Here is a 21,199-nt window from a genome sequence, read left to right on the forward strand (position 1 = left end):
AAAATCTAGTCCATGCAGGTGGACTTTGTTTGTATAGCCGCGAATTCCATTCGCCACGGCACAAGAGAATTACAACTTACAGGAGTAATACAATGACCGATTTAACTGGAAAAGTCGCATTAGTCACAGGCGGCGCACAAGGATTAGGTGAAGCAATCTGCCGCGTTCTTGGAACCGCAGGCGTAACCGTGATTGTGGCAGACATTCGCGAAGAACTTGCAGAAAAAATTGCTTCAGAAATTAGCTCAGAAGGAGGGAAAGCCGCTGCCCTCAAATTGGATGTTAGTGATGAAACTCAAATTCAGAACAGCATTGCTAAAGTGATCGAAGACTATGATCATTTGGACATCTTGATCAACAATGCGGGAATTGATGTCACAGTGTCGATCGAGGAACTCGATATCAATGCCTGGGATCGAATCATGGCTGTGAATCTCCGCGCTCCCTTCATTCTCTCGAAAGCAGTAATCACCCACATGAAGCAACGCCAGTCCGGTCACATTGTGAACATTGCTTCAACGGCATCTAAACGGACTTGGGCAAATGCGACCGCGTATCACGCTAGTAAATGGGGCTTGGTTGGGTTTAGTCATGCGCTCCATGTGGAAGCTCGTCCTGAACGGGTGAAAGTTACGGCTGTGATCGCGGGTGGAATGCAAACCCCGTTTATTCTCGATCGCTTTCCTGATACTCCGCTCGACAAGCTACAAGATCCGAAGAATGTTGCAGATACGATTCGCTATATCTTGACTCAACCGCCTGAAACGGTGATTCCAGAAGTGATGGTGATTCCGATGCAGGAATCGTCTTGGCCCTAGAGGATGTTTGAGGAGTCATCGTTTATCGCATTCACCCGCCCGGAAATGAATCTCCGGGCTAATGGAGGAAACCCCGCTGAAGCGGGCTAAGAGAGCAATACGAAGTTCTTAGCCCAGTTTAGTGGGCTTCCCCCGATTAGCCCGGAGATTCATTTCCGGGCGGACTGGCAACGCAGCAAAGCCGCTTTTTATACTTTTCAAATACCCTCCTAATTTGATTCAGTCCCGCTGTGTTGCTCATCGATCGCAGCGGGAAAGACACTGGCTCAGATACTTAGCTAATGCTTGCACATTAGGAGATTTTAGGAGCGAAAGATGATTACCTGGAACTTGATAGAGTTCAATGTCATCGACTAAAGTACTCCAACCCAATGTCGGATCAGTTTTGGTTGCATCCATCGATCGAAACAAAGTCATTCGATCGTTATAAGGCTGTGGCGTATATCGATAAGCTGCTTGAGCATTTGCATACACAATTCGCAGCATTGGAGCGATCGTAGATTCATCGAGCAATCGTAACTGAGCCGCTTCAGGAATCGATTTCACAACTCTCGACCATTGCCAGCGGGATAAGCGCGATCGATTCATTGCAAGAGCGCCGTAGTCTAGTAGAAATGGCACAGTAGACCAAAGCGCGTTTCCTAGTAGAAATTTGAGGCTTTGATAGACAGAAATTTTCTGATGTGGAGTAGGGGTATCAAACAGTGCCAATAGTTCCACCTGTTTTCCAGCTTGTCTCAGTTGTTGTGCCATTTCATAAGCAACCCATCCACCAAAAGACCAACCTCCTAAGCAATAAGCGCCTTCTGGTTGTATGGTTTGAATTGCTTTAACATAGTAAGCCGCGATCGATTCGATTCGATTCAGCGGTGGTGATTTGCCATCTAATCCTAGAGGTTGAAGTCCATAAAAACTACGATCGCTCTTAAGTTCATTTGCAAGTTCCAAGTAAGGCAATACCACTCCAAATAAAGGGTGTACACAGAAAAAAGGCTGTGAATGAGTCCCGATCGTAAGTGGAACCAGCGGCGACCAGGATGGAGCAGTTTGAGATTTGATTAAAGGTTGTGCTGGATTCGAGCGTTTGCGACGATATGCAGTTCGATCGAGCGGAACTAATGATGGAATCGTTGGAGTTGAAATTTCTTGTAACTGATCCAAAACTGGAGCAAGTTGCGCGATCGTGGGAGCTTCAAACACGTTTTTCAAGGGCAGTTCTATTCCAAAAGCATCTCGAACTCGCGAAGTCATTTGGGTTGCAAGTAAAGAATGTCCACCTAACTCGAAAAAGTTGTCGTGGATTGTTGCATGATTGATTCTTAGAAGCTCCTTCCAAATCTCTAAGAGTTTGAGTTCTGTTGTAGTTTCGCTGGAGTTTTCTGCGATCGCGCTTGATCGAATGTTTTCTCTGCTTAACTGTGAGAGTGATTGTCGATCGACTTTTCCGCTTGTTGTCATCGGCAGAACTGCTAATGGAACAAACACATTAGGAATCATGTAGTCTGGCAATGATTGTTTGAGAAATTGCCGCAGACTGGGAGTTAATTGTTGAGCGAATTGGGCTTGAAGCGGGTGGTTTGTGTATTCATGCCAATCTAGGTGCGAACATTGAGCAATCGATCGATTCAAGCTCGAATCAACATCTTTTCGAGTGAAGAAAACGTCATAGTTACCTGCATCAGATTCAGTAGACCAAGTAATTTCTACTGTGTAAGGCAGCACTGTTTCTAAGTTCCACCAATCTTGGGGATCGATTCCTTTTGCTTGCTGCATCCTCTCTCGCATCTGCCCAACTGTTTTCGGCGCGTCTGTACTATCTACCCAAGTTGCAGTTCTTACCGCAGCATCAACCCGACTGTTTATCACATTTGTAATTTTGAATTGCTCTGGCTTCGTCTCAACCAGAATCTTTTTCACAACGTCGATCGATGTTAGATTGCTTGTATGATTGCCCTCTGAATTCCATTCACCAGACTGTATCGAAGGTAGATTGCTATCCTTCTTGATATACAGCAGAACATTGTATCGAAACTGCGTCATTTCATTGTGATTCTGACCGCGTGAAAGTCGAATTTGTACAGAATCAACTTGAGGAAATCGATCGCATAATGCGTAAAAGAACATTGGATCGATCGCGAGTTCAGGATCTTGAAACTGCGATCGATTTACAATTTGTCGGAGTTCATCGCGTTTTGTTCCTGAATCTGCCTGGTTGAAGTTCATCCAAGCATGAAACACACGAAGAAGCCGCAAGTTCCTAACATCACCAATAAAGAGAACACCCCCAAATACAAGCTGCTCGATCGCTTGCTCTAGAACTTGCAGTAAGTAGTCAACCGTTGGGAAATATTGCACAATCGAATTGAGAATGACCACATCAAATGAAGCTGGATCAATGCCTGCAAAATCAGTCGCGGTTCGATGTAAAAGTTCAACTTGTGGCAGTGTTTCTAATTGATTCTGAATCGTCTCTAAAGCTGCGATCGAGAAATCAGTTGCAACATACTTTTCACACTGTGGCGCAAGCTGAAACAATAGCAATCCAGTTCCACATCCAATTTCTAGAATGCGTTTTGGTTTCAGTGCAAGAATTTGATTTACTCGATCGCTGACCCATTCCTGCATTTGTTCCAGAGGAATAGCCTGTCCAGTATAGCTACTCTTCCAGCCTGTGATGTTAAAGAGTTGAGAATCACCGGGAGCTTGATACGTTTGATCATAGAGCGATCTCCAATGCTGAATTTGTTGAGAGGAGAGCGATTCCGCTTGCTGCAAAGCTTGTCGATCGAGACTAAAGTAAGCAACCAGTTGCATCTCGCTAGAAGTTTTTCCAGAAGTTACGATCGCAGCATCTTGAACCGCTGAATGACCTTGCAAAGTCGCTTCGATTTCTCCTAATTCGACTCGGAAGCCTCGGATTTTAATTTGATCATCAATGCGACCAAGAAACTCGATCGAACCATCTGTCCGAAAACAAGCTCGATCGCCCGTCTTGTAGACGATAGAATCCCTCCAACTGATAAATCGTTCCGCTGTAAGTTCTGAACGATTCAGATAGCCACGAGCAATTCCCTCGCCCCCAATGTACAACTCGCCTGGAATTCCGACCGGAACCGGATTCAGATTCGTATCTAACAAATACACCTGAGTATTCAAAATTGGACGACCGATCGATGCGGGAGAATCGCCTGGGCGCAGTTCTGCTACTGTTGACCAGATTGTTGCTTCTGTAGGTCCATACGCATTAAAAAAATGTCGATCGACTGCCCAACGATCAATCACCTGACGCGAGCAAGCTTCTCCTCCAGTAATCAATATTTGAAGTGCGGGAAGCTCGATCGTTGGTAAAACCGATAATACTGCTGGAGTCAACAACGCATGAGTGATCGCGTGATGCTGTAGAAATTCCAGCAAGAGCATTCCTGGCAATTGGGTCGATCGAGGTGGAATGTATAATGTCGCGCCAGAACCTAATGCTAGTGCAATCTCAAAGATAGAAGCATCAAAACTAAGAGAGCTAAATTGCAGCACCCGACTGTTGCGAGATACTTGAAAAATTCGCTGTTGGGCTGCAACGACGTTACACAGTCCTCGATGCGTTAAAAGCACTCCTTTGGGTGTTCCGGTTGAACCAGAGGTATAAATTACATAAGCAAGCCGATTTAACGAGACTTCGATTTGCTGAATCTTTCGCGATCGCACTAAAGGCTGATCCAAACAAAGCAACTTTGCAGACGATTCTGGCAATCTATCAATTAGCCAGGATTGTGTCAGCAAGATTGCAGCTTGAGTATCATTTAGCATCAATTGAAGTCGATCGTGCGGATAGTTCGGATCAAGGGGAACATAAGCGCCTCCAGCCTTCAGAATTCCGAGAATACCGATTACCATTTCAATCGATCGATCGACACACAATCCAACTAAACAATCGGCTCCTACTCCCATTTGGAACAACACTTGCGCTAAATCGTCTGCTCTTTGATTGAGTTCTCCATAGGTGATTGATCCTTGTTCTGAAACAATCGCGATCGCAGTTGGATTGTTCTGTACTTGCGCCTCAAAGATTTGATGAAAACAACGATCGGGCAGTTCACACTTCTTCTGATTCCAATGTGTAAGTTGCTGAGATTCTGCGGCTGTTAGTATCGCTAAATCAGAAAGTCGATCGTCAGGATTTGCAACTATACTTCCAAGAAGCATCTGATAATGATTTACTAAGTGTTGGATTCGATCTCGATCGAATAAATCAGTACTGTAAGAAATAAAGCCGCTCAATCCTTCCTGAGACTGCCACAAGGTTCGTAATCCATGTGCTGGCTCCCACAAATGAATTTCTAAATCAAACCGAGTGCTACCAAACTCTAGCGGTGCAGGTTCTAACTTCAATCCTGGCAATTCTAGGGGCTGCATTGGAGCATTTTGGAGTGCAAACGCAACCTGAAACAGAGGATTTCGATTGAGATCCCGATCTGGATCAAGTTCCTCAACTAACTTTTCAAAGGGTAAATCCTGATGTTCATACGCTTCTAAAGCGGTTCTGCGAACTTGCTCTAACAATTCGCGAAAAGAACTATCACCAGAAATCTGCGATCGCATGACTAAACTATTCACAAAAAAGCCAATCAATCCTTCTACTTCACTACGATGGCGATTTGCAATGGGAACTCCGATCGCGATATCTTCCTGCCCACTATACCGATACATCAAGACCTGAAAAGCTGCTAACAAGGTCATGAACAATGATGCGCCACATTGCTGGCTCAATTCCTCTAATTTCTGAGTTAACAATGGCGAAAATTGAATTGGATACGTCGCACCTTGGTAAGTTTGAGTTGTACGGGGGCGATCAGTCGGAAGGTTCAGCACAGGTAAATTTTGCAATTGTTTTCGCCAGTATGAAAGCTGCCGATCTAAGACTTCACCTTGTAGCCAATTGCGCTGCCAGCAAGCAAAATCCGTATATTGAATGGGTAATGCTGGTAACTGAGGAGATTGTTCTTCCACAAATGCACGATAAAAATGGGCAAGTTCTCGCATGAAAACACCCAAAGACCAACCATCAGCAATGATATGGTGCATGGTTAGTAGTAGAACTGCATTTGTAGAATCGAATTGTAACAATGTCATTCGCAGCAATGGATCAAGCGTTAAATCAAACGGTCTTTGTGCTTCGGTTGTTGCAAGTTGTTCAATGATTTGTCCTTGATTTGCTGCGATCGACAAATTCACAATCGATAATTCGACTCTGCTCTCAGGATAGATGACTTGTCTAGGCTGTCCATCTACCACTGTAAAAGTCGTGCGAAGAGCAGCATGACGATATACGATCGCATCAATGGCTCGTTTTAAGGCATCTTGATTAATCGTTCCAGTCAGGCGAATTGCAGCAGGCACATTGTAAAATGGATTCTCTTCTGCAAGTTGTGACAAAAACCAGAGGCGTTGTTGAGCGAATGATAGAGGGAATGTCGTTGTTTGCTCTTTTGGGTTCGGTTGTAGCGACTGCGATCGTAGATAAGCGATCAATTCTGGCTTACGATCAATCAATTCTTGGCGTAGTTCGGTTGTTAACACTCCTTCTGGCGCATTGCAGCGTAATCGAGTATCTTCGATCGATAATTGCACATCTAAGCTTTTGAGATAAGACACCCATTCAGCAATCGTTTGATGGCTCATAGTTCAATTTCCTCACGTCGTTGCGTCGCTGGCTTCAAGGCTTCAATCCTTTGGGCTAATTCTGCGATCGTGGGTGCTTCAAACACAGTTCGCATTGGGAGTTCAACCTGATAGCGATCTCGAATCCGTGAGACTAGCTGAGTCACCAGCAAAGAATGTCCACCAAGTTCAAAAAAATTGTCCTGAGTGCCAATTTGTTCTCGTCCGAGCAGTTGACTCCAGAGAGCTACTAAAGAAGTTTCTAAAGAAGTGGTAGCAGGCGAAAAGTATTCCTGAGTTGCATTAAAACGTGGAACAGGTAGCGCTCTTTGATTCACCTTACCGTTAACAGTCAGAGGCACAGAATCAATCGCAATAAAAATAGCAGGCAACATATAAATAGGTAGCTTTGTTTTGAGAAACGATCGCAATTCTCGTTCGTTTAATCCCTCAGCATTTTGAGACACAATATATGCAACTAATTGTCGATTGCCTTCGATTTCTCGCACTGTTACGATCGCATCTTGTACTTGCAAATGTTGAGTTAAAACGGCTTCAACTTCACCTAATTCAATCCGAAATCCTCGAATCTTGATTTGATTATCAATCCGTCCTAAAAACTCAAGATTGCCATCTGTTCGATAAATAGCGCGATCGCCCGTTCGATACAGCCTGAGATTTTCAACTTGAACGAATTGCTTTGCAGTTAATTCTGCGCGATTCAAATACCCACGCGACAATCCATCTCCACCTAAGTAAATCTCGCCGCTTACCCCTGCCGGAACTGGCTTCAAATTCGCATCCAATAGATACACTTGAGTATTCGCGATCGCTTGCCCGATCGGAATCAGAGTTGCTGTTTCTGAAACGTTTTCTACCTCATACCAAGTCGAAAAGGTCGTATTCTCAGTGGGTCCATACACATGGATTAAATGCTGAGGCTTTCCTTGTTGAATTAGCGATCGTACACAATGAACATTCGCAATCTCACCCCCAAATAATAGATATTTCAGAGATTGAAAAGCATTTGGAATCTGGCAAACCGTTTGATTTAATAATGCAGTCGTGAGAAATAGAATGTTGACTTGCTGCAATTCGGTAACAAATTCAGCAGGTGAAAGCGTTATCTCCTGTGAAATTCCAACCAACTGAGCGCCATTCAGCAATGCACCCCACACTTCAAACGTTGCTGCATCAAAGGCAAGATTCGCGACTTGTGCGACTCGATCGCGAGATTTAATCTGAATATAGTTCGTCTCGCAGACTAATCGAACGACAGCTCGATGCGGAATCATGACCCCTTTTGGTGTTCCGCTTGATCCAGACGTGTACATGATGTAAGCAAGTTGATCAGCGGTGCAATCGATCGACAAATTCTCGTCTGATTCCTGTGCGATCGCGCTCCACGATTGTTCCAAACAGATTACTTTAGTGTGAAATAAATCTGCCCATTTTGCTTGTGTTAATACGATCGCAATTCCAGCATCCTCGATCATAAAATCTAATCGCTCTTGAGGATAGCTCGGATCAAGCGGAACATAAGCGCCACCTGCTTTTAGGACTGCCAACATTGCTGCGATCGCTTCGATACCTCGCTCTAAACAGATGCCGACAGGTGTTTCACTTTTCACTCCACAGCGCTGTAAATATCTTGCAAGTTGATTGCTTCCTTGATTTAAGGCTTCATAAGTAAAAGATTGATGTCCAAACTGAACCGAGATCGACTGCGATCGTTCTTTCGCTTGTTCCTCGAACAATTGATGAATACAAGTATTGTTCGGATAGCTAGAGCGTGAATTGCTCCAATTCTTCAATAGTGTTTGTTGCTCTTGAGGCGTTAACAATGATAGTTCAGATAAACGAGTCTCTGGATTTGCAACAATTCCTTCTAGTAGTGTTTGGAAATGCTGGCGCATCAGTGAGATTGTCTCTGAATCAAACAAATCGGTATTGTAAACAATCACACCTCGCAATCCATTCGAGTGTTTCCACCCCCGACCCCATAAGTTTCTAAAATTATTCGCACACTTCCAAACATACAATTCCAAATCAAAGCGTGCTGTCTTTGTTTCTAAAGTTACTGGACTCAGCACTAAACCCGGTAATACCAATTGTTCCATCGGTGTATTCTGTAGTGCAAAGACCACCTGAAACAGCGGATTTCGCCCCAAGCTGCGAACAGGTTGCAATTCTTCAACTAGCTTCTCAAACGGCAGATCTTGATGAGCATACGCAGATAGTGTGACCTCTCGCACTCGCTCTAATAAAGCTTGAAACGTTGGATCACCTGAAAGATCAGTTCTCAACACTAAACTATTCACAAAGAAGCCGATCAAGCCTTCTAATTCGCTTTGATGGCGATTCGCAACTGGAGATCCGATCGCAATATCGGTTTGCCCACTGTAGCGATGTAGCAAAGCTTGAAACGCCGCCAACAATGTCATAAACAATGTTACACCTGCTTGCTGGCTGAGTGCTTCCACCTGATCTAACAATTTCTGCGGCAGTTCTAATAATTGACTTGCGCCTCGATTCCGCTGAACTTTCGAGCTTGTTAAATTTAGAACAGTTACATCGTTTAACTGATGCTTCCAGTACTTTAGCTGACGATCGAGAACTTCCCCTTGCAAATACGATCGCTGCCAGTGAGCAAAATCTGCATATTGAATCGGCAACTCAGGCAACACAGCAGACTTTCCTTCTACTAATGCGGCATAGTATTCGCCAAGCTCCCGAATCAGCACCCCGCTCGACCATTCATCAAAAATAATGTGGTGTAACGTGATTAACAATAGATACTCTGTATCTTCTAATTGCCAGAGATGCGATCGCAATAATGCCCCTCGATCAAGTTGAAACGGTTGCTCAATCTCTTGCCAAATCTGTGTTAGTGCAATCTCTTCATTTCCAGGAAATCTCCGTAGATCAGTAAATCTTAGAGGGACATGGATAGATTGAGCGACAACTTGAAACAACTGACCCTCGATCGTCTCAAAGGTTGTCCTGAGAATTTCGTGCCGCTGTACGATCGCTTGGAGACTATCTTGAAAGTGCGATCGCATTAAAGAACCTGTCAGCCGAAAAACTAGAGGAGTATTGTACAGAGACGCTTCAGGAAGCAACTGTTCAACAAACCACAAACGCTGTTGAGCAAATGAGGCTGGAAAAACGAAGACATTTTCTTCAAGCGGATCGGCAACCATTCACACTCACGCCAACTGAACTCACTCAGTTGTAAGGCGAATTCGCTTTTAAGGACTACGCTCTAAGATAGATTTATGAGCAAAAACTTGTCCTGTTTTATTGCATTTTGTTGCACGCTAAGAACTTTCAGAATGGTAATCAAAAGTACAATTTGGAGCGACAACCTCTGTAAACAATCTAACGATACTGTTAGAATTGCTTCGACTTATGACTGATCAGCCAACCTTAGAGGATTTGCAGCACTTAAAAACAACGCTCAAAGATCAAGGCGTAAAGTATGCGATCGCGAGTGGGAGCATGTCACCTCCTTGAGAGAATAGACACGGTGGGATTGAGTTCCCCATTAACTTAAATCTTGCACCAGTCTTAACAAGGCGTATTTCGGGCGTTTCGTCCTCTGCACTATCTCGCCCCGGACTAGAAGTCGGGGCGAGATAGTGCGAAGTCCTTTGAAAAGGACTGAAGAAGCTGAAATTGTCTGCTCAGTCCCCTTGAGTGGACTTTGTTCTGTTAGCCCCGACTTCTAGTCCGGGGCGGGTGAATGCAATAAACGAGAACCTTGAACAGTAGCTTGTTGAGACTGGTGCAAGATCTGAGTTAATGTAAGCACAGCGTTGTGCGAGCACTTTGGGCACATGCTTTGCCTCCCATCGCGCCCCAGAAATCTGCAATCGACGGTCGATCTGTTTGACTAATGTTTCCACTGCACCAGAACCAATGGAACAGAGTCCCTCAGTCGCATAGTCGTCATCGTTTGGAATCCGACTTTGATGCTTGGTGAGATAGTCGCGGAAACAAGTTGCTTTATCGCTTGTACATGCCCGTTCAACGCTTTTTCGTCTTCAGGAGCCATCGCTTTACCTCATCTAGAACAGAGTTCCTCCATTCTCATTTTTTTCCTCAGAAGGTGACATGCTCCCGTGTGAAAAGCCTGATCGATGATTGACAGGGAACGATCGCATCACTCTAACAGTCAATAAAAAAGCGGGATTGCTCCCGCCTCTTGGACTATTCTGCTTCGTCTTCGAGATCTACAACCCCGGCTTCCTCAGCAGTGGGTGGAACAAGCGCGACAGCAGCGATCGCATCATCTTCATCCAATCGCTGCACTCTCACTCCGGTTGCTGCTCGTGATTGTGATGAAATCGCATCAACGGACTGTCGAATGATGATGCCTCGATTGGTGATCAGCATCATTTCATCCCCTTCATTCACAATGTGCAGCGAGGAGAGAGTATCGCCTGGTTTGCGGAACTTCGTGACGACAATTCCCATACCAGCACGATTTTGTAGTCGGAATTGTTTCACGGGAACGCGCTTACCATAGCCTCCGGTTGTGACCACTAACGCCCAGGGTCCAGATTGTGCTGGCAATTCTGCGTTTTCATCTAAGCCTGCATCATCTTCACCGACTGAAGGATCTTCCGCTTGAGCTTGAGCGACATCTGCCACGATTTGACCCGGCAAGATTGCCATCCCCACTAAGCTATCACCTTCTCGGAGAGACATTGCTCTCACGCCACGAGTGGCACGACCGAGTGGACGAAGCTGCTCGTGATTGACGCGGAAGTGAATTGATCGACCGAGACTGGAACCAATGATGATGCTGTCTTCGACTCGCGAAAGTCTTACCCACCGGAGTTGGTCGCCTTCTTCGAGCGAGATCGCAATTAAACCATTGGTGCGAATGTTGCCAAAAGCGGAGAGAGCAGTCTTCTTGATGTAACCTTTGTTGGTCAACATCACTAAGTACTCATCATCCGAGAACTCGCTGACTGAGATTACAGAAGTAATCTTTTCTTCGTGCGGGACGGTGAGAAGTTGGACGATCGGAGTCCCACGAGAAGTTCGAGATCCGAGTGGGATCTGGTAGGCTTTCAGCGCGTAAACGACACCTCGATCGCTAAAGAACAACACGCTGTCATGGTCACAACAGCTAATGAAGTGTTCTACCGCATCATCTTCCTTCATTCTTGCTCCAGACTTGCCACGGGTGGCGCGGTTCTGAGCTTCAAAGGTACTGATCGGCATCCGTTTGATGTAGCCTTGCTCGGTGACAAGCACGATCGATTTCTCGTTCGCGATCAAATCGATGTCGCCGAGATCGTCCTCAGACTGTTCGATGACTGTGCGGCGCGGAGTTGCGTGACTGGCTTTAAGCTGAGTGACTTCGGTGGTGATGATCTCTAAGATGCGATCGCGTCTTGCCAAGATATCTAACAAGTCCTGAATTTGAGCTTGCAGATCTTGGTGTTCTTGCTCGATCTTTTCTGCTTCGAGAGCAGTCAATCGGCGCAACTGCATTTGGAGAATTGCATCGGCTTGCTGTTCTGAAAGCGAGTAAGTTTCGATTAATTGCTGTTTCGCAGTCGCAGTATCCGCAGCATGACGAATCAGCGCAATAATTCGATCGAGATTTGCTAATGCAATCAGCAACCCTTGTAAGAGATGATCGCGTTCTTCTGCTTTGCGGAGTTGATACTGAGTTCGACGAGTGATGGCTTCGACTCGGAAGTCTAAGAACACTGCCAAAAACTGCTTCAACGTGAGTAACTGTGGTTCGCCGTTGACGAGCGCCAGCATATTCGCGCCAAAGTTTGCTTGGATCGGAGTTTGCTTGTAGAGATTGTTCAGCACCACACGCGGATAAGCATCGCGGCGTAGTTCGATCACAACTCGCATTCCGTCTCGATCGCTTTCATCCCGCACATCGGAAATGCCTTCAATCTTACGATCGTTCACCAATTCAGCAATCCGCTCAATCAACGCTGCTTTGTTGGTTTGATAGGGCAAAGCGGTAATGATGATCGCATCTTTATCCGGTCTGCCACGTTGTTCAATGGTCTCGATCGATGCCACACCTCGCATCGTGATCGAACCGCGCCCCGTCGTGTAAGCTTCCCGAATTCCAGTCCGCCCCAAGATTTGTGCACCTGTAGGGAAGTCAGGACCCGGAATGTATTGCATCAAGTCCAAATCGGTGAGATCTGGATTTTGAATCAATGCGACTAATCCATCGATCAATTCCCCTAAATTATGCGGCGGAATGTTCGTTGCCATCCCAACCGCGATTCCCGATGAACCGTTCAGGAGCAGTTGCGGCACTCGTGACGGAAGAACGGTTGGCTCTTGAACGGAGCCATCGAAGTTATCCGCAAAATCAACCGTTTCCGATTCGATGTCTTGGAGTAGCGAAAAGCTCGTTAAGGAAGTGAGACGACACTCGGTATATCGCATTGCAGCGGCGGGATCGTTATCGATCGAGCCGAAGTTCCCGTGCCCGTCGATCAGGGGCGATCGCATGGAAAAGTCCTGAGCCATCCGCACGAGCGCGTCGTAAACGGCGGTATCTCCGTGAGGGTGATATTTACCCAGGACTTCCCCGACGACACGGGCGCACTTTCTAAAGGGTCGATCGTGCGTTAATCCCAATTCGTGCATGGCATACAGAATACGGCGATGCACTGGTTTCAGTCCGTCTCGTGCGTCTGGTAGCGCTCTTCCGACGATGACGCTCATCGCGTATTCCAGGTAAGACCGCTGCATTTCGTTGCGTAAATCGGTGGGAATAATCCGATCTTGGGGCGGTTCCTGGGAGAAGGTCATAGAAGACTCCGAAATACTTTTGTACTACCGAAAAGCAAACAAATATGAGCGAAAAAAGATGCCTAGAAAGTATACCTGCTTCGGCTCACATTGGTTGATTTTAGCACAAAATTAAGATTGGGATCGGGGCTGAAATCCTGATGAAATCTAGGGTTTTGCCCGGATTACTTCAGAATCGCTGTCAATGCCTGTTTTACGGTCGGATAGTCGTACTCGAATCCGGTGGAGAGCGTTCGTTTGGGTAAAACTTGCTGTCCTTCTAAAACGACGATCGCGCCATCTCCGAGTAATGCTTCTAATGCAAATGCGGGAACAGGCAACCAAGACGGACGATTCATGACTTCGCCTAATGTCTTCGTCAAGTCTGCCATTTTTACCGGGTTTGGAGCCGTCGCGTTATACGTTCCTTCCAGGCTCGAATCGGTCAAGGCTTTGACGATTAAATTGACCAAATCTTCGCGGTGAATCCAGGAAAACCATTGCTTTCCAGACCCGATCGGACCTCCAGCAAACATCTTAAATGGAGTCAGCATCTTGCCCAATGCGCCACCATTTTCGAGCACGATTCCGATTCGTAAAATCACGAGTCGCGTTCCAATTTCCTTCACTTTGCTGGCTTCCGCTTCCCAGGCTTGACAAACTTCAGCTAAGAAATCCTGACCTGATGCGCTCGTTTCATCAAATTCTGCGGTTTCACTCGTGCCGTAAAAACCGATCGCGGAAGCATTCACCAACACAGACGGCTTCGGATTCGATTGTGCGATCGCATTCACTACATTTTGAGTCGTCAACGTCCGACTTTCGAGCAGTGCCTTTTTCACTTCAGGAGTCCAGCGATTTTCCGCGATCGGTTCTCCTGCCAAATTCACAACTCCATCGCAGCCGGAAATTTTCGCCTGCCAGTCTCCCGCTTCCTTCGGGTTATAAGTCACGACTTCCAGGTTTGGAGATGGGGAAAATTTTGAGGAAGTTTGATTGCGCGTGACTGCGACAACCGAATGCCCCTCTGTTAATAATCGTTCAACCAACCGCGATCCGACGAATCCGGTTGCCCCTGTCACCGCGACTTTCATAAAGATTCAAGACAAACGCCAGATCAAAGTATATCGAGGATTAGTTGGGGTTGAGCATTCCAATCGTTTTGAACTGATTTTGCCCGTCGAGTTGTACGACTACGGCATCGCCTTGATCGGGAATCGTTCCGGTAATTGCCGTGATATTTACTTGATGCGTCACCATGACTACGACTTGTCGATCGCTTTTATTCTGCATGATGAATTGGCGCAGTTCTTCAGTTTGGCGGGTTTCCGTGGAGCGATCGCGAAAAAACGAATTCAAGGCAGGCAATGGTTCAACTTTGCCTAACTCCAACAATCGAGCCGTATCTAAACAGCGACACCACTGGCTTGATAGCACTCTCGCGACTGGAATTTGCCGCTGGCGAAACACTTGTCCAATCTGCTTTGCTTGTCGTCTACCATCCTGTGACAAATTGCGCTGCGTTGAACAATCATGCAAGCGGAAATTTCTCGGATCGCCTGTTCCCGGAGCTTGCGCGTGACGCATCAGGATTACGGTAAAGGTCTCCACCTGTCGAAGCTGTGACCAGATTGAACGATCGACCGGAGCAGATTGTACAGTTTGACTCGGTTGCGGAACTTGGGAAAGAGTTCGATCGAACTCGCAGCCCATGATTAATAAAGCGAATAACCCTATCGATCGCTTCATGATTCCAGACATCATTGGGCAGTTAGGTTGCAGCATAGATTTGTTCAATTTTCAGACCGCGAGGCAGTGACAAGGATCTGTAATGCCTGCTGTGCTGAACAATCTGGATGAATGTCGATCGCAGTTTTCCAAGCCGCGATCGCGTGATCGAACTTTCCTTGCAACGCCCAAAGCTGCCCCGCAAAAGTGTGAAACGTTGCATTGCGAGAGTGTAGCGCGATCGCACGTTCAATCTGCTGCTGTGCGGTTGAGATATCGTCTGCTTCAAACGCAGCGATCGCTTGTTGATAGTGCCAAATCGCTTGGTCATGAAGCTGAATTAAGGGAGCTAAATCAACCCCACATCTGCGACAGTACAAGGTTGATTTAGCTCGGTAATCAGCGCGGCACACAGGGCATTTGAGTGCATTAGGCATAGTACAGAAAATCCTCTAGTTCTGATTGCAAAACTTCCAGGTCTGCACTTTCATTCTGGTGTGCTGCCGCAATTTCATCCAGTAATGTCTGCAATTCTTCTGCACGTTCCGCATCTAAGGTCGCTAATTTTGTAGTTGCTTGCTCGATTAACTGAGTTAGTTCGGGGCTGAAGACAGGCGTAGATTCTTTACTCGTTACCTCGATCGTTTCATCGAGATCAAATAGTTCTGCTAAATTCGCCTGAGCTTGTCGCAGTTCGTGACTTGATAAGCGATCGATTCGATTATTGTTCACGACTAAACTTTGTTGCCGTCCCTGTCCCTTTTCGGTAGCAGTAACCGTGAGAATGCCATTGAGATCAAAATCAAAATGCACTTCGATTTGCGGTGTTCCTGCTGGTTTTGGTGGTAAATCTTCGACGTGAAATGCACCAAGCGGAACATTCTCTTCAGCAACCGGATTCTCGCCTTGAAACACTTCGATTTCGACGGCTTCTTGATTGTCCCGAAACGTTGAGTAAACCTGCGATCGCGAAACCGGAATTACTGTATTTCGGGGCACAATCACGCTAAAGACTCCCGGCATCAGTCCCATCGGCGTATTCATCGCTACTGCAATTCCTAAAGAGTGCGGAATCACATCGACTAAAATCGCATCAATTTCTGCTCCAGTTAAGACTCCAGCTTGAAGTGCAGCACCGATCGCCACACAGAGATCCGGTTCAATTCCATCGGTGGGAGTTTGTCCTAAGTGGGCTTCGATCAACTGCTGAATCAAAGGAATCCGAGTAGAGCCGCCGACTAAGATAATACGATCGAGGTCTTCAGGGGTTAGTTCTGCATCGCTCAAGGCACGATCGATCGCCGCTAAGGTTTCATCGAGCAAAGGACGAATCAGAGACTCGAACTCAGTACGAGCAATTTCGGTTTCGAGGTGCAAAGCAGTTTTACCTTTGGTGGCTAAGAATGCTTCCCGCACCGTAGTAAAGCTGTGGGTACTCAGTTCAATTTTGGCTTGTTCTGCGGCATTTAACAATCGAGCAGTGATCACCGGATCGTCTGAGATATCAATCTTGTGCTCCTGCTGAAAGCGGCGTTTGAGATGGAGTTGCAATGCTCGATCGAAGTCATCTCCGCCTAATCGATTGTTGCCGTGACTCGCTAATACTTCAGTTACTTCTCCGGTAATTTCAACCACTGAGACATCAAACGTACCGCCGCCCAAATCGTAGACCAGAACACGTTCTGTGTCTTCAGAGCGCAAATCGTAAGCAAGCGCGGCAGCAGTCGGTTCATTGATGATTTGTAGCACTTCTAACCCAGCAATTTCTCCTGCCGTTTTAGTGGCTTGACGTTGAGCATCGGTGAAATAAGCAGGAACGGTGATCACTGCTTGCGTTACGGTGTCGTTTAAGGCAGTTTCAGCCCGTTGCTTTAGCGATCGTAGAATGATGGCAGAAATTTCATGGGGTAGATAAGTGCGATCGCCCAAAGTCGTTTGATGATCTGTACCCATCCAACGTTTGATTGATTTTACGGTGCGTTCTGGTGCAGCAGCATATTGGCGCAGCGCATCTCGACCGACGAGGAGCTTTCCAGTGTCGCTTAGTCCTACGCATGACGGTAAAATCAGGTCGTCATTGTCTCCCGGCAGGACGCGGACTTTGCCATTTTCGACGATCGCAACTTCAGAATTTGTTGTGCCTAAATCAATTCCAACTGCTCTGCTCATAAATTCTTCACTCTGTTTTAGTCGTTGAAACAATTACCTGTGCTTCTCGTAACACTTGCTCATGCCAGCGATAGCCACGTACTACTTCTTGAATCACGGTATTGGGCGGAGCATTGCTAGTTTGTTGCCCCAAAGCATACATATAAGCCGGATCGAAGGGTTGTCCAAGTGCTGCGATCGGGACGATTTGATATTGCTTGAGTAAGCCTAAAAAGTTGCGCCGAATGAGTTCAATGCCTTGTCGATCGCTGTTCATTGCCTGAATTAGCTCGGAACCGTTGAACGGTGACGGAGATAGCTTTTGACCGAGAGAAACTAAACTCTGTGCTGCTTTTTCTCGAAGAGATAGAGGGGCAGATTGAGCGATGGTTTGTGTTTGTTCTTGCCAATGTTGTGAAGCGCGATCGAGTGCATCCACAAGGTCTAGTAAATCTTTGAACAGTCGAGCTTGATCAGGGCTAGATGACTTAGAAAGCGCTTCTAACTGATGCTGGAGTTGCTGATTTTGCGATCGCGCTGCTTCTAGTTCCTGCTGGAGTTGCTGTTGTGCTGCTTGTAGTAATCTTCCTTGCTGCTTCATTTCGTGTCGCAGTGCAATCCATTCTCCTACGAACTGGTACGGATCGAATGATTGTGGGGCTTCGGGCGTATCTGCAAGATAGTCTATCGATTCTGGAGTCGTTTCGAGAAACTCTAGAAATTGGTCAAATAAGGCTTGGCGATCGAGCATAACTCCGTTCCTGACTGTAAATGTTTTCAGAGCTAAAATGTTTCGCGAATCAAATCCTCGATCGACAGGTCAAGTTCGGAGATTGCTTTTAATTTTAGACCTTGAATCAGTTCCGGTGCGATCGTTGCCTCGATCGGGCGCACTTTGAGAAAATCCTCATCGCGACTTTCAGTTTCGCCCTTGCGAATCGCATCGTAAGCGGCACGAATGGCTTTGAATTCTTCAGGATGGCTGTGCGCCGGAAACTCTCTGAGTTTGCCGTGATACGCGGCTTTGAGTTGGGCAGGAGTGGCATCGGAAGGAATGCCGAGACGATCATAGTGAGACATCATAGAGGGAGACATCGTAAAAGAAGACATCATAGTTTACGAAAATCAGGTTTGCGCTTTTTGGGATTGCCGAAAATCGGTGGCGAATCGTCTTCGTCATCGGCGAAGTCTGGAAGCTCATTCATCATTCGACGTTTGAGTTCAGGCATCATGCGATCGAGTTCGGCTTTTGGAATTTTCTGCCCAAAAATCTGTCGAATCATGGCTTCGAGCATTCCAGTATCGTCAAACTCATCCCCACCTAAGAAAGCAAAATTCGACATCGTAGATTGTGCCTCTCTCAACTCGATGAACGCTTGTTCCTCTCGAAATGCTTGGAGTGCTTTCGCGTCTTGCAAGCGTCGGGCAAGTTCAAAACCTTGCTGTTTATAGTCTTCATACTCAGACCTTGCAACGGGATAAGTTGTAGCTTTCGCGAGAAGTAAAAGCGGGTTTTGTGCTTCTTGCTCCAAGGCGCGATTGATGTTTGGAATCAAGGTTCTAATCCAGCCAAAACGCCGAACTTGAAGCTGAAGCTGTGCTAAAGCGGTGTTTGGTTGTGTAGTTGAATCGAGATACGATCGCAAAGCTGCATCAAATTTCTGTCCAGTAGTTCCTCGAACTGACAACACAACCAGTGCTGCAATTCTCGCATCAGTAACCTCAGCACCCAGTTGAACGAGTTGATCCGTGTATCGATTTATTAAGGCTGCAATTCCTTTCTCTCTTCGAGCAAATAGGTGTGTCGAAAGCGCGATCGCTTGCAGAGTTGGAATTTTTTCTTCGACTGAGAGCTTTGCTAATTGCTCATCCCAGACTTGTTGTGCTTGAGCCTGATTCAACAAAACTCGACCGCCTGAATTCGGCTCACCTGTCACCGCATTCATAAAACTCTCACACGCAATCAGGGGCGAATCAGGTTCTTCCCCGGATTCGAGTTCAGATTCAATAATTTGCTCAAACAAGTGATATCGCAGCGAAGATAACGCCTCTATCCAAGCCGGAAATTCTATCTCGATTTCAGGATTGAGATCGCCAAATGCTTTTCCGAATTTTTGCCGCGCTGCAAGTTTTGCTTGTGGATTGTGTGTGGCATCGTAGCACTCTAACAAAGCACTATAGGCTTCCTCGAATCGGCTCCCTCCTTCTAGTGCTTGGGTCAGGAGTTGAATTGCTTCAGGATAATGTCGATCGCCGAATTGAATGATGCCTTTACGAGCAAGAACCTCTGCCGAACTGGGATCAATCCGCTCTGCTCGCTCTAGTTCCCCGATCGCGGCTCGATGTCGTCCGAGTCCTATCCACGCATCCGCAACCTTACAGTGCAGACGCGCTAATACATTCGCGACTTGGTTTTCTGTCCAGTTCTGCGGATGCTGCTTGCTATCTTGCTCAATCCATCGAATCAGTTGTGTCGTCACCCGTTGCAGGTCTTGATCCAAGTCCGTCATTCCCAAAGCAGCGATCAGATTGACAGCAAGTTGCGGATTAAACGGCGTGTTACTAACCAGAGGCTTCAAAAACAACGCAGTACACTCTGGTTCTCCGCCAACGAGTGCCTGCTGTCCCGCTAGAGTTAAGAGCGACGATCGCAGTTGATCGAGTTCGGGAAATCGCTTCGAGTCCGGCTGTGAGTTGAGTAGGACGTGTGCTGCGTTGTGATAATCCTCAGCTTCAAGCAGTTGCACGATCGACATTACCGCAACTGCGCTTTTCAAATGGGGTTCCGTTCGCTGTAAGTCCGCTGGAGTAAACGGTGGTTCGCCCGTTTTTGCTTGCTGAATCAGTGCTAATCGTTGCAGGATCGGTTGCTGCATCACTTTCGATGCCATTAGCGACAATCCGAACATCTGCGATCGTTGCAGTCCAAGGATGGTTTGAGTTGCATCCCAGTGTTTCATTTGCTGTTGAGTATAAACTGTCCAGGCTTCAGGTAGATCACCCGGAGCAAGGCGACGCTTGATCTTGCGGAAGCTATCGATCGCATCGTTGAACTGTGCTGATTTCAGTGCCAGAATGCCGCGTGTCCAATGTAACTGTGCTGCACTGAATTGCTTTGCTTGCTTCGTAATTAACTGCTCAACTTTTTCAGTGTCGCCTTTGATCAACAGTAGTTTGAGATAGCAAATGGCGTAGTCTTTGGGCAATTGTTTTTGCTCGAAAGCGTTCTGAACCAAGGTCAACGCTTCATCAATGCGGTTTTGTGCGATTAGACAGCGGCTAATCCAGTAATGCGCTTCTCCTGCAAGTCCTAATTCGAGCGATCGACGAAAAGAGCGATCGGCTTGCTTGAAATCCTGTTTCTCAAACTCTTGCTGTCCCCGCAGCAGCCAAATTTGCGCTTCAGGCGGCACGACCTCAAACTCAGGATCAGTTTCACGAAGCTTTTGAATCTCTTCGAGTGCCTGACGATATTTTCGCTGTTCGAGTAAGCGTTGTAGCGATGCCTGCGGCGAATTGACAGCGGCAGACGTAGAACGACTAGGTTGAGAACGTTTAGAAGAACGCTGGCGCTGAGACACAACAAGCCTCCTGAGATCGGTTGCGCTCTATTGTAGTAGAATCTTCGCTCGGCAGGCGAAATCGCGATCGGAAACTCAAAAATAGCTTCATCTCACTCATGCACTCGAATCTGAGCGATTTGCTACATCGGTGCGCCAGGTGTATAAGCGAATGTGATGAAAAACACATTTAGTTTTCGTTAGGAAATAGAGATTTCTATGACTCGTCTCACCTGTACACTCCTGATTATTGAAGACTTCGCACCCGATCGGGAACTGTATCGTCGCTGTCTATTGGCAGATTCAAACTGAGTTTATCTCTCTTCGCGGAATATCCCATCCGCCATGCGGTGGGGATGGATAGCGACGGCGCAGTAGCGCCAATCTCTAGGATATCAATGCAGAAAGACTCTCAACGCATCTTATGATGAATATGCTATCATAAGACTATCGTGATTAGGTCGAATCATGCTTGTTTTAGAGTTCAGAAGCTACGGTAAG

Annotated in this window: 11 protein-coding genes and 1 pseudogene; 1 reads left to right on the plus strand and 11 read right to left on the minus strand. The window is 46.6% G+C overall.

Annotated elements, in window-relative coordinates:
* Window positions 1-92: 92 nt before the first annotated feature.
* The gene (locus tag ACQ4M5_RS31325) at window positions 93-818 is read left to right on the plus strand and encodes an SDR family oxidoreductase (protein ID WP_430679729.1); all 726 of its coding nucleotides are present in this window, start codon (window positions 93-95) and stop codon (window positions 816-818) included.
* A 237-nt stretch (window positions 819-1,055) separates the two neighbouring features.
* On the opposite strand, the gene ACQ4M5_RS31330 is transcribed toward ACQ4M5_RS31325, so the two are convergent.
* The 11 genes and pseudogenes from ACQ4M5_RS31330 to ACQ4M5_RS31380 all read right to left on the minus strand — a co-directional run bounded on the left by ACQ4M5_RS31330 (window position 1,056) and on the right by ACQ4M5_RS31380 (window position 20,719).
* Entirely contained in the window at window positions 1,056-6,494 is a 5,439-nt protein-coding gene (locus tag ACQ4M5_RS31330) for an amino acid adenylation domain-containing protein (RefSeq protein ID WP_430679730.1), read from the minus strand.
* Window positions 6,491-9,676 (minus strand): non-ribosomal peptide synthetase, encoded by a 3,186-nt coding sequence (locus tag ACQ4M5_RS31335; protein ID WP_430679731.1) that lies wholly within the window; start codon window positions 9,674-9,676, stop codon window positions 6,491-6,493. The genes ACQ4M5_RS31330 and ACQ4M5_RS31335 overlap by 4 nt, the downstream gene beginning before the upstream one ends.
* A 588-nt stretch (window positions 9,677-10,264) precedes the next feature.
* Window positions 10,265-10,483 (minus strand): annotated as a pseudogene (locus ACQ4M5_RS31340) (ISKra4 family transposase); the annotation flags it as partial.
* 202 nt (window positions 10,484-10,685) lie between these two features.
* The gene (gene gyrA / locus ACQ4M5_RS31345) at window positions 10,686-13,283 is read right to left on the minus strand and encodes a DNA gyrase subunit A (RefSeq protein WP_430679732.1); all 2,598 of its coding nucleotides are present in this window, start codon (window positions 13,281-13,283) and stop codon (window positions 10,686-10,688) included.
* Window positions 13,284-13,447: 164 nt separating this feature from the next.
* Entirely contained in the window at window positions 13,448-14,356 is a 909-nt protein-coding gene (gene thyD, locus ACQ4M5_RS31350; protein WP_430679733.1) for a thylakoid membrane protein ThyD, read from the minus strand.
* 40 nt (window positions 14,357-14,396) lie between these two features.
* The gene (locus ACQ4M5_RS31355) at window positions 14,397-15,047 is read right to left on the minus strand and encodes a histidine phosphatase family protein (RefSeq protein WP_430679734.1); all 651 of its coding nucleotides are present in this window, start codon (window positions 15,045-15,047) and stop codon (window positions 14,397-14,399) included.
* A gap of 8 nt (window positions 15,048-15,055) precedes the next feature.
* Complete coding sequence (locus tag ACQ4M5_RS31360; RefSeq protein WP_430679735.1) at window positions 15,056-15,427, minus strand: tetratricopeptide repeat protein; 372 nt, start codon at window positions 15,425-15,427, stop codon at window positions 15,056-15,058.
* A complete protein-coding gene (locus tag ACQ4M5_RS31365; RefSeq protein WP_430679736.1) occupies window positions 15,420-17,159 on the minus strand; it encodes an Hsp70 family protein in 1,740 nt (579 codons plus the stop codon). The genes ACQ4M5_RS31360 and ACQ4M5_RS31365 overlap by 8 nt, the downstream gene beginning before the upstream one ends.
* Window positions 17,160-17,166: 7 nt before the next feature.
* The gene (locus ACQ4M5_RS31370; protein ID WP_430679737.1) at window positions 17,167-17,889 is read right to left on the minus strand and encodes a nucleotide exchange factor GrpE; all 723 of its coding nucleotides are present in this window, start codon (window positions 17,887-17,889) and stop codon (window positions 17,167-17,169) included.
* Between the two features lie 32 nt (window positions 17,890-17,921).
* Window positions 17,922-18,251 (minus strand): J domain-containing protein, encoded by a 330-nt coding sequence (locus tag ACQ4M5_RS31375; protein ID WP_430679738.1) that lies wholly within the window; start codon window positions 18,249-18,251, stop codon window positions 17,922-17,924.
* Window positions 18,248-20,719, minus strand: a complete 2,472-nt coding sequence (locus tag ACQ4M5_RS31380; RefSeq protein WP_430679739.1) for a tetratricopeptide repeat protein — start codon at window positions 20,717-20,719, stop codon at window positions 18,248-18,250. The genes ACQ4M5_RS31375 and ACQ4M5_RS31380 overlap by 4 nt, the downstream gene beginning before the upstream one ends.
* Window positions 20,720-21,199: the final 480 nt, after the last annotated feature.

This window comes from Leptolyngbya sp. AN10 (genome assembly GCF_050565645.1).
Lineage (GTDB): Bacteria > Cyanobacteriota > Cyanobacteriia > Leptolyngbyales > Leptolyngbyaceae > Leptolyngbya.

Bases quoted from the DNA above. Each gene is read 5' to 3' on its own strand.
- ACQ4M5_RS31325 (WP_430679729.1), top strand. From the start codon at position 93: ATGACCGATTTAACTGGAAAAGTCGCATTAGTCACAGGCGGCGCACAA.
- ACQ4M5_RS31330 (WP_430679730.1), bottom strand. From the start codon at position 6,494: ATGAGCCATCAAACGATTGCTGAATGGGTGTCTTATCTCAAAAGCTTA.
- ACQ4M5_RS31335 (WP_430679731.1), bottom strand. From the start codon at position 9,676: ATGGTTGCCGATCCGCTTGAAGAAAATGTCTTCGTTTTTCCAGCCTCA.
- gyrA (WP_430679732.1), bottom strand. From the start codon at position 13,283: ATGACCTTCTCCCAGGAACCGCCCCAAGATCGGATTATTCCCACCGAT.
- thyD (WP_430679733.1), bottom strand. From the start codon at position 14,356: ATGAAAGTCGCGGTGACAGGGGCAACCGGATTCGTCGGATCGCGGTTG.
- ACQ4M5_RS31355 (WP_430679734.1), bottom strand. From the start codon at position 15,047: ATGCTGCAACCTAACTGCCCAATGATGTCTGGAATCATGAAGCGATCG.
- ACQ4M5_RS31360 (WP_430679735.1), bottom strand. From the start codon at position 15,427: ATGCCTAATGCACTCAAATGCCCTGTGTGCCGCGCTGATTACCGAGCT.
- ACQ4M5_RS31365 (WP_430679736.1), bottom strand. From the start codon at position 17,159: ATGAGCAGAGCAGTTGGAATTGATTTAGGCACAACAAATTCTGAAGTT.
- ACQ4M5_RS31370 (WP_430679737.1), bottom strand. From the start codon at position 17,889: ATGCTCGATCGCCAAGCCTTATTTGACCAATTTCTAGAGTTTCTCGAA.
- ACQ4M5_RS31375 (WP_430679738.1), bottom strand. From the start codon at position 18,251: ATGATGTCTTCTTTTACGATGTCTCCCTCTATGATGTCTCACTATGAT.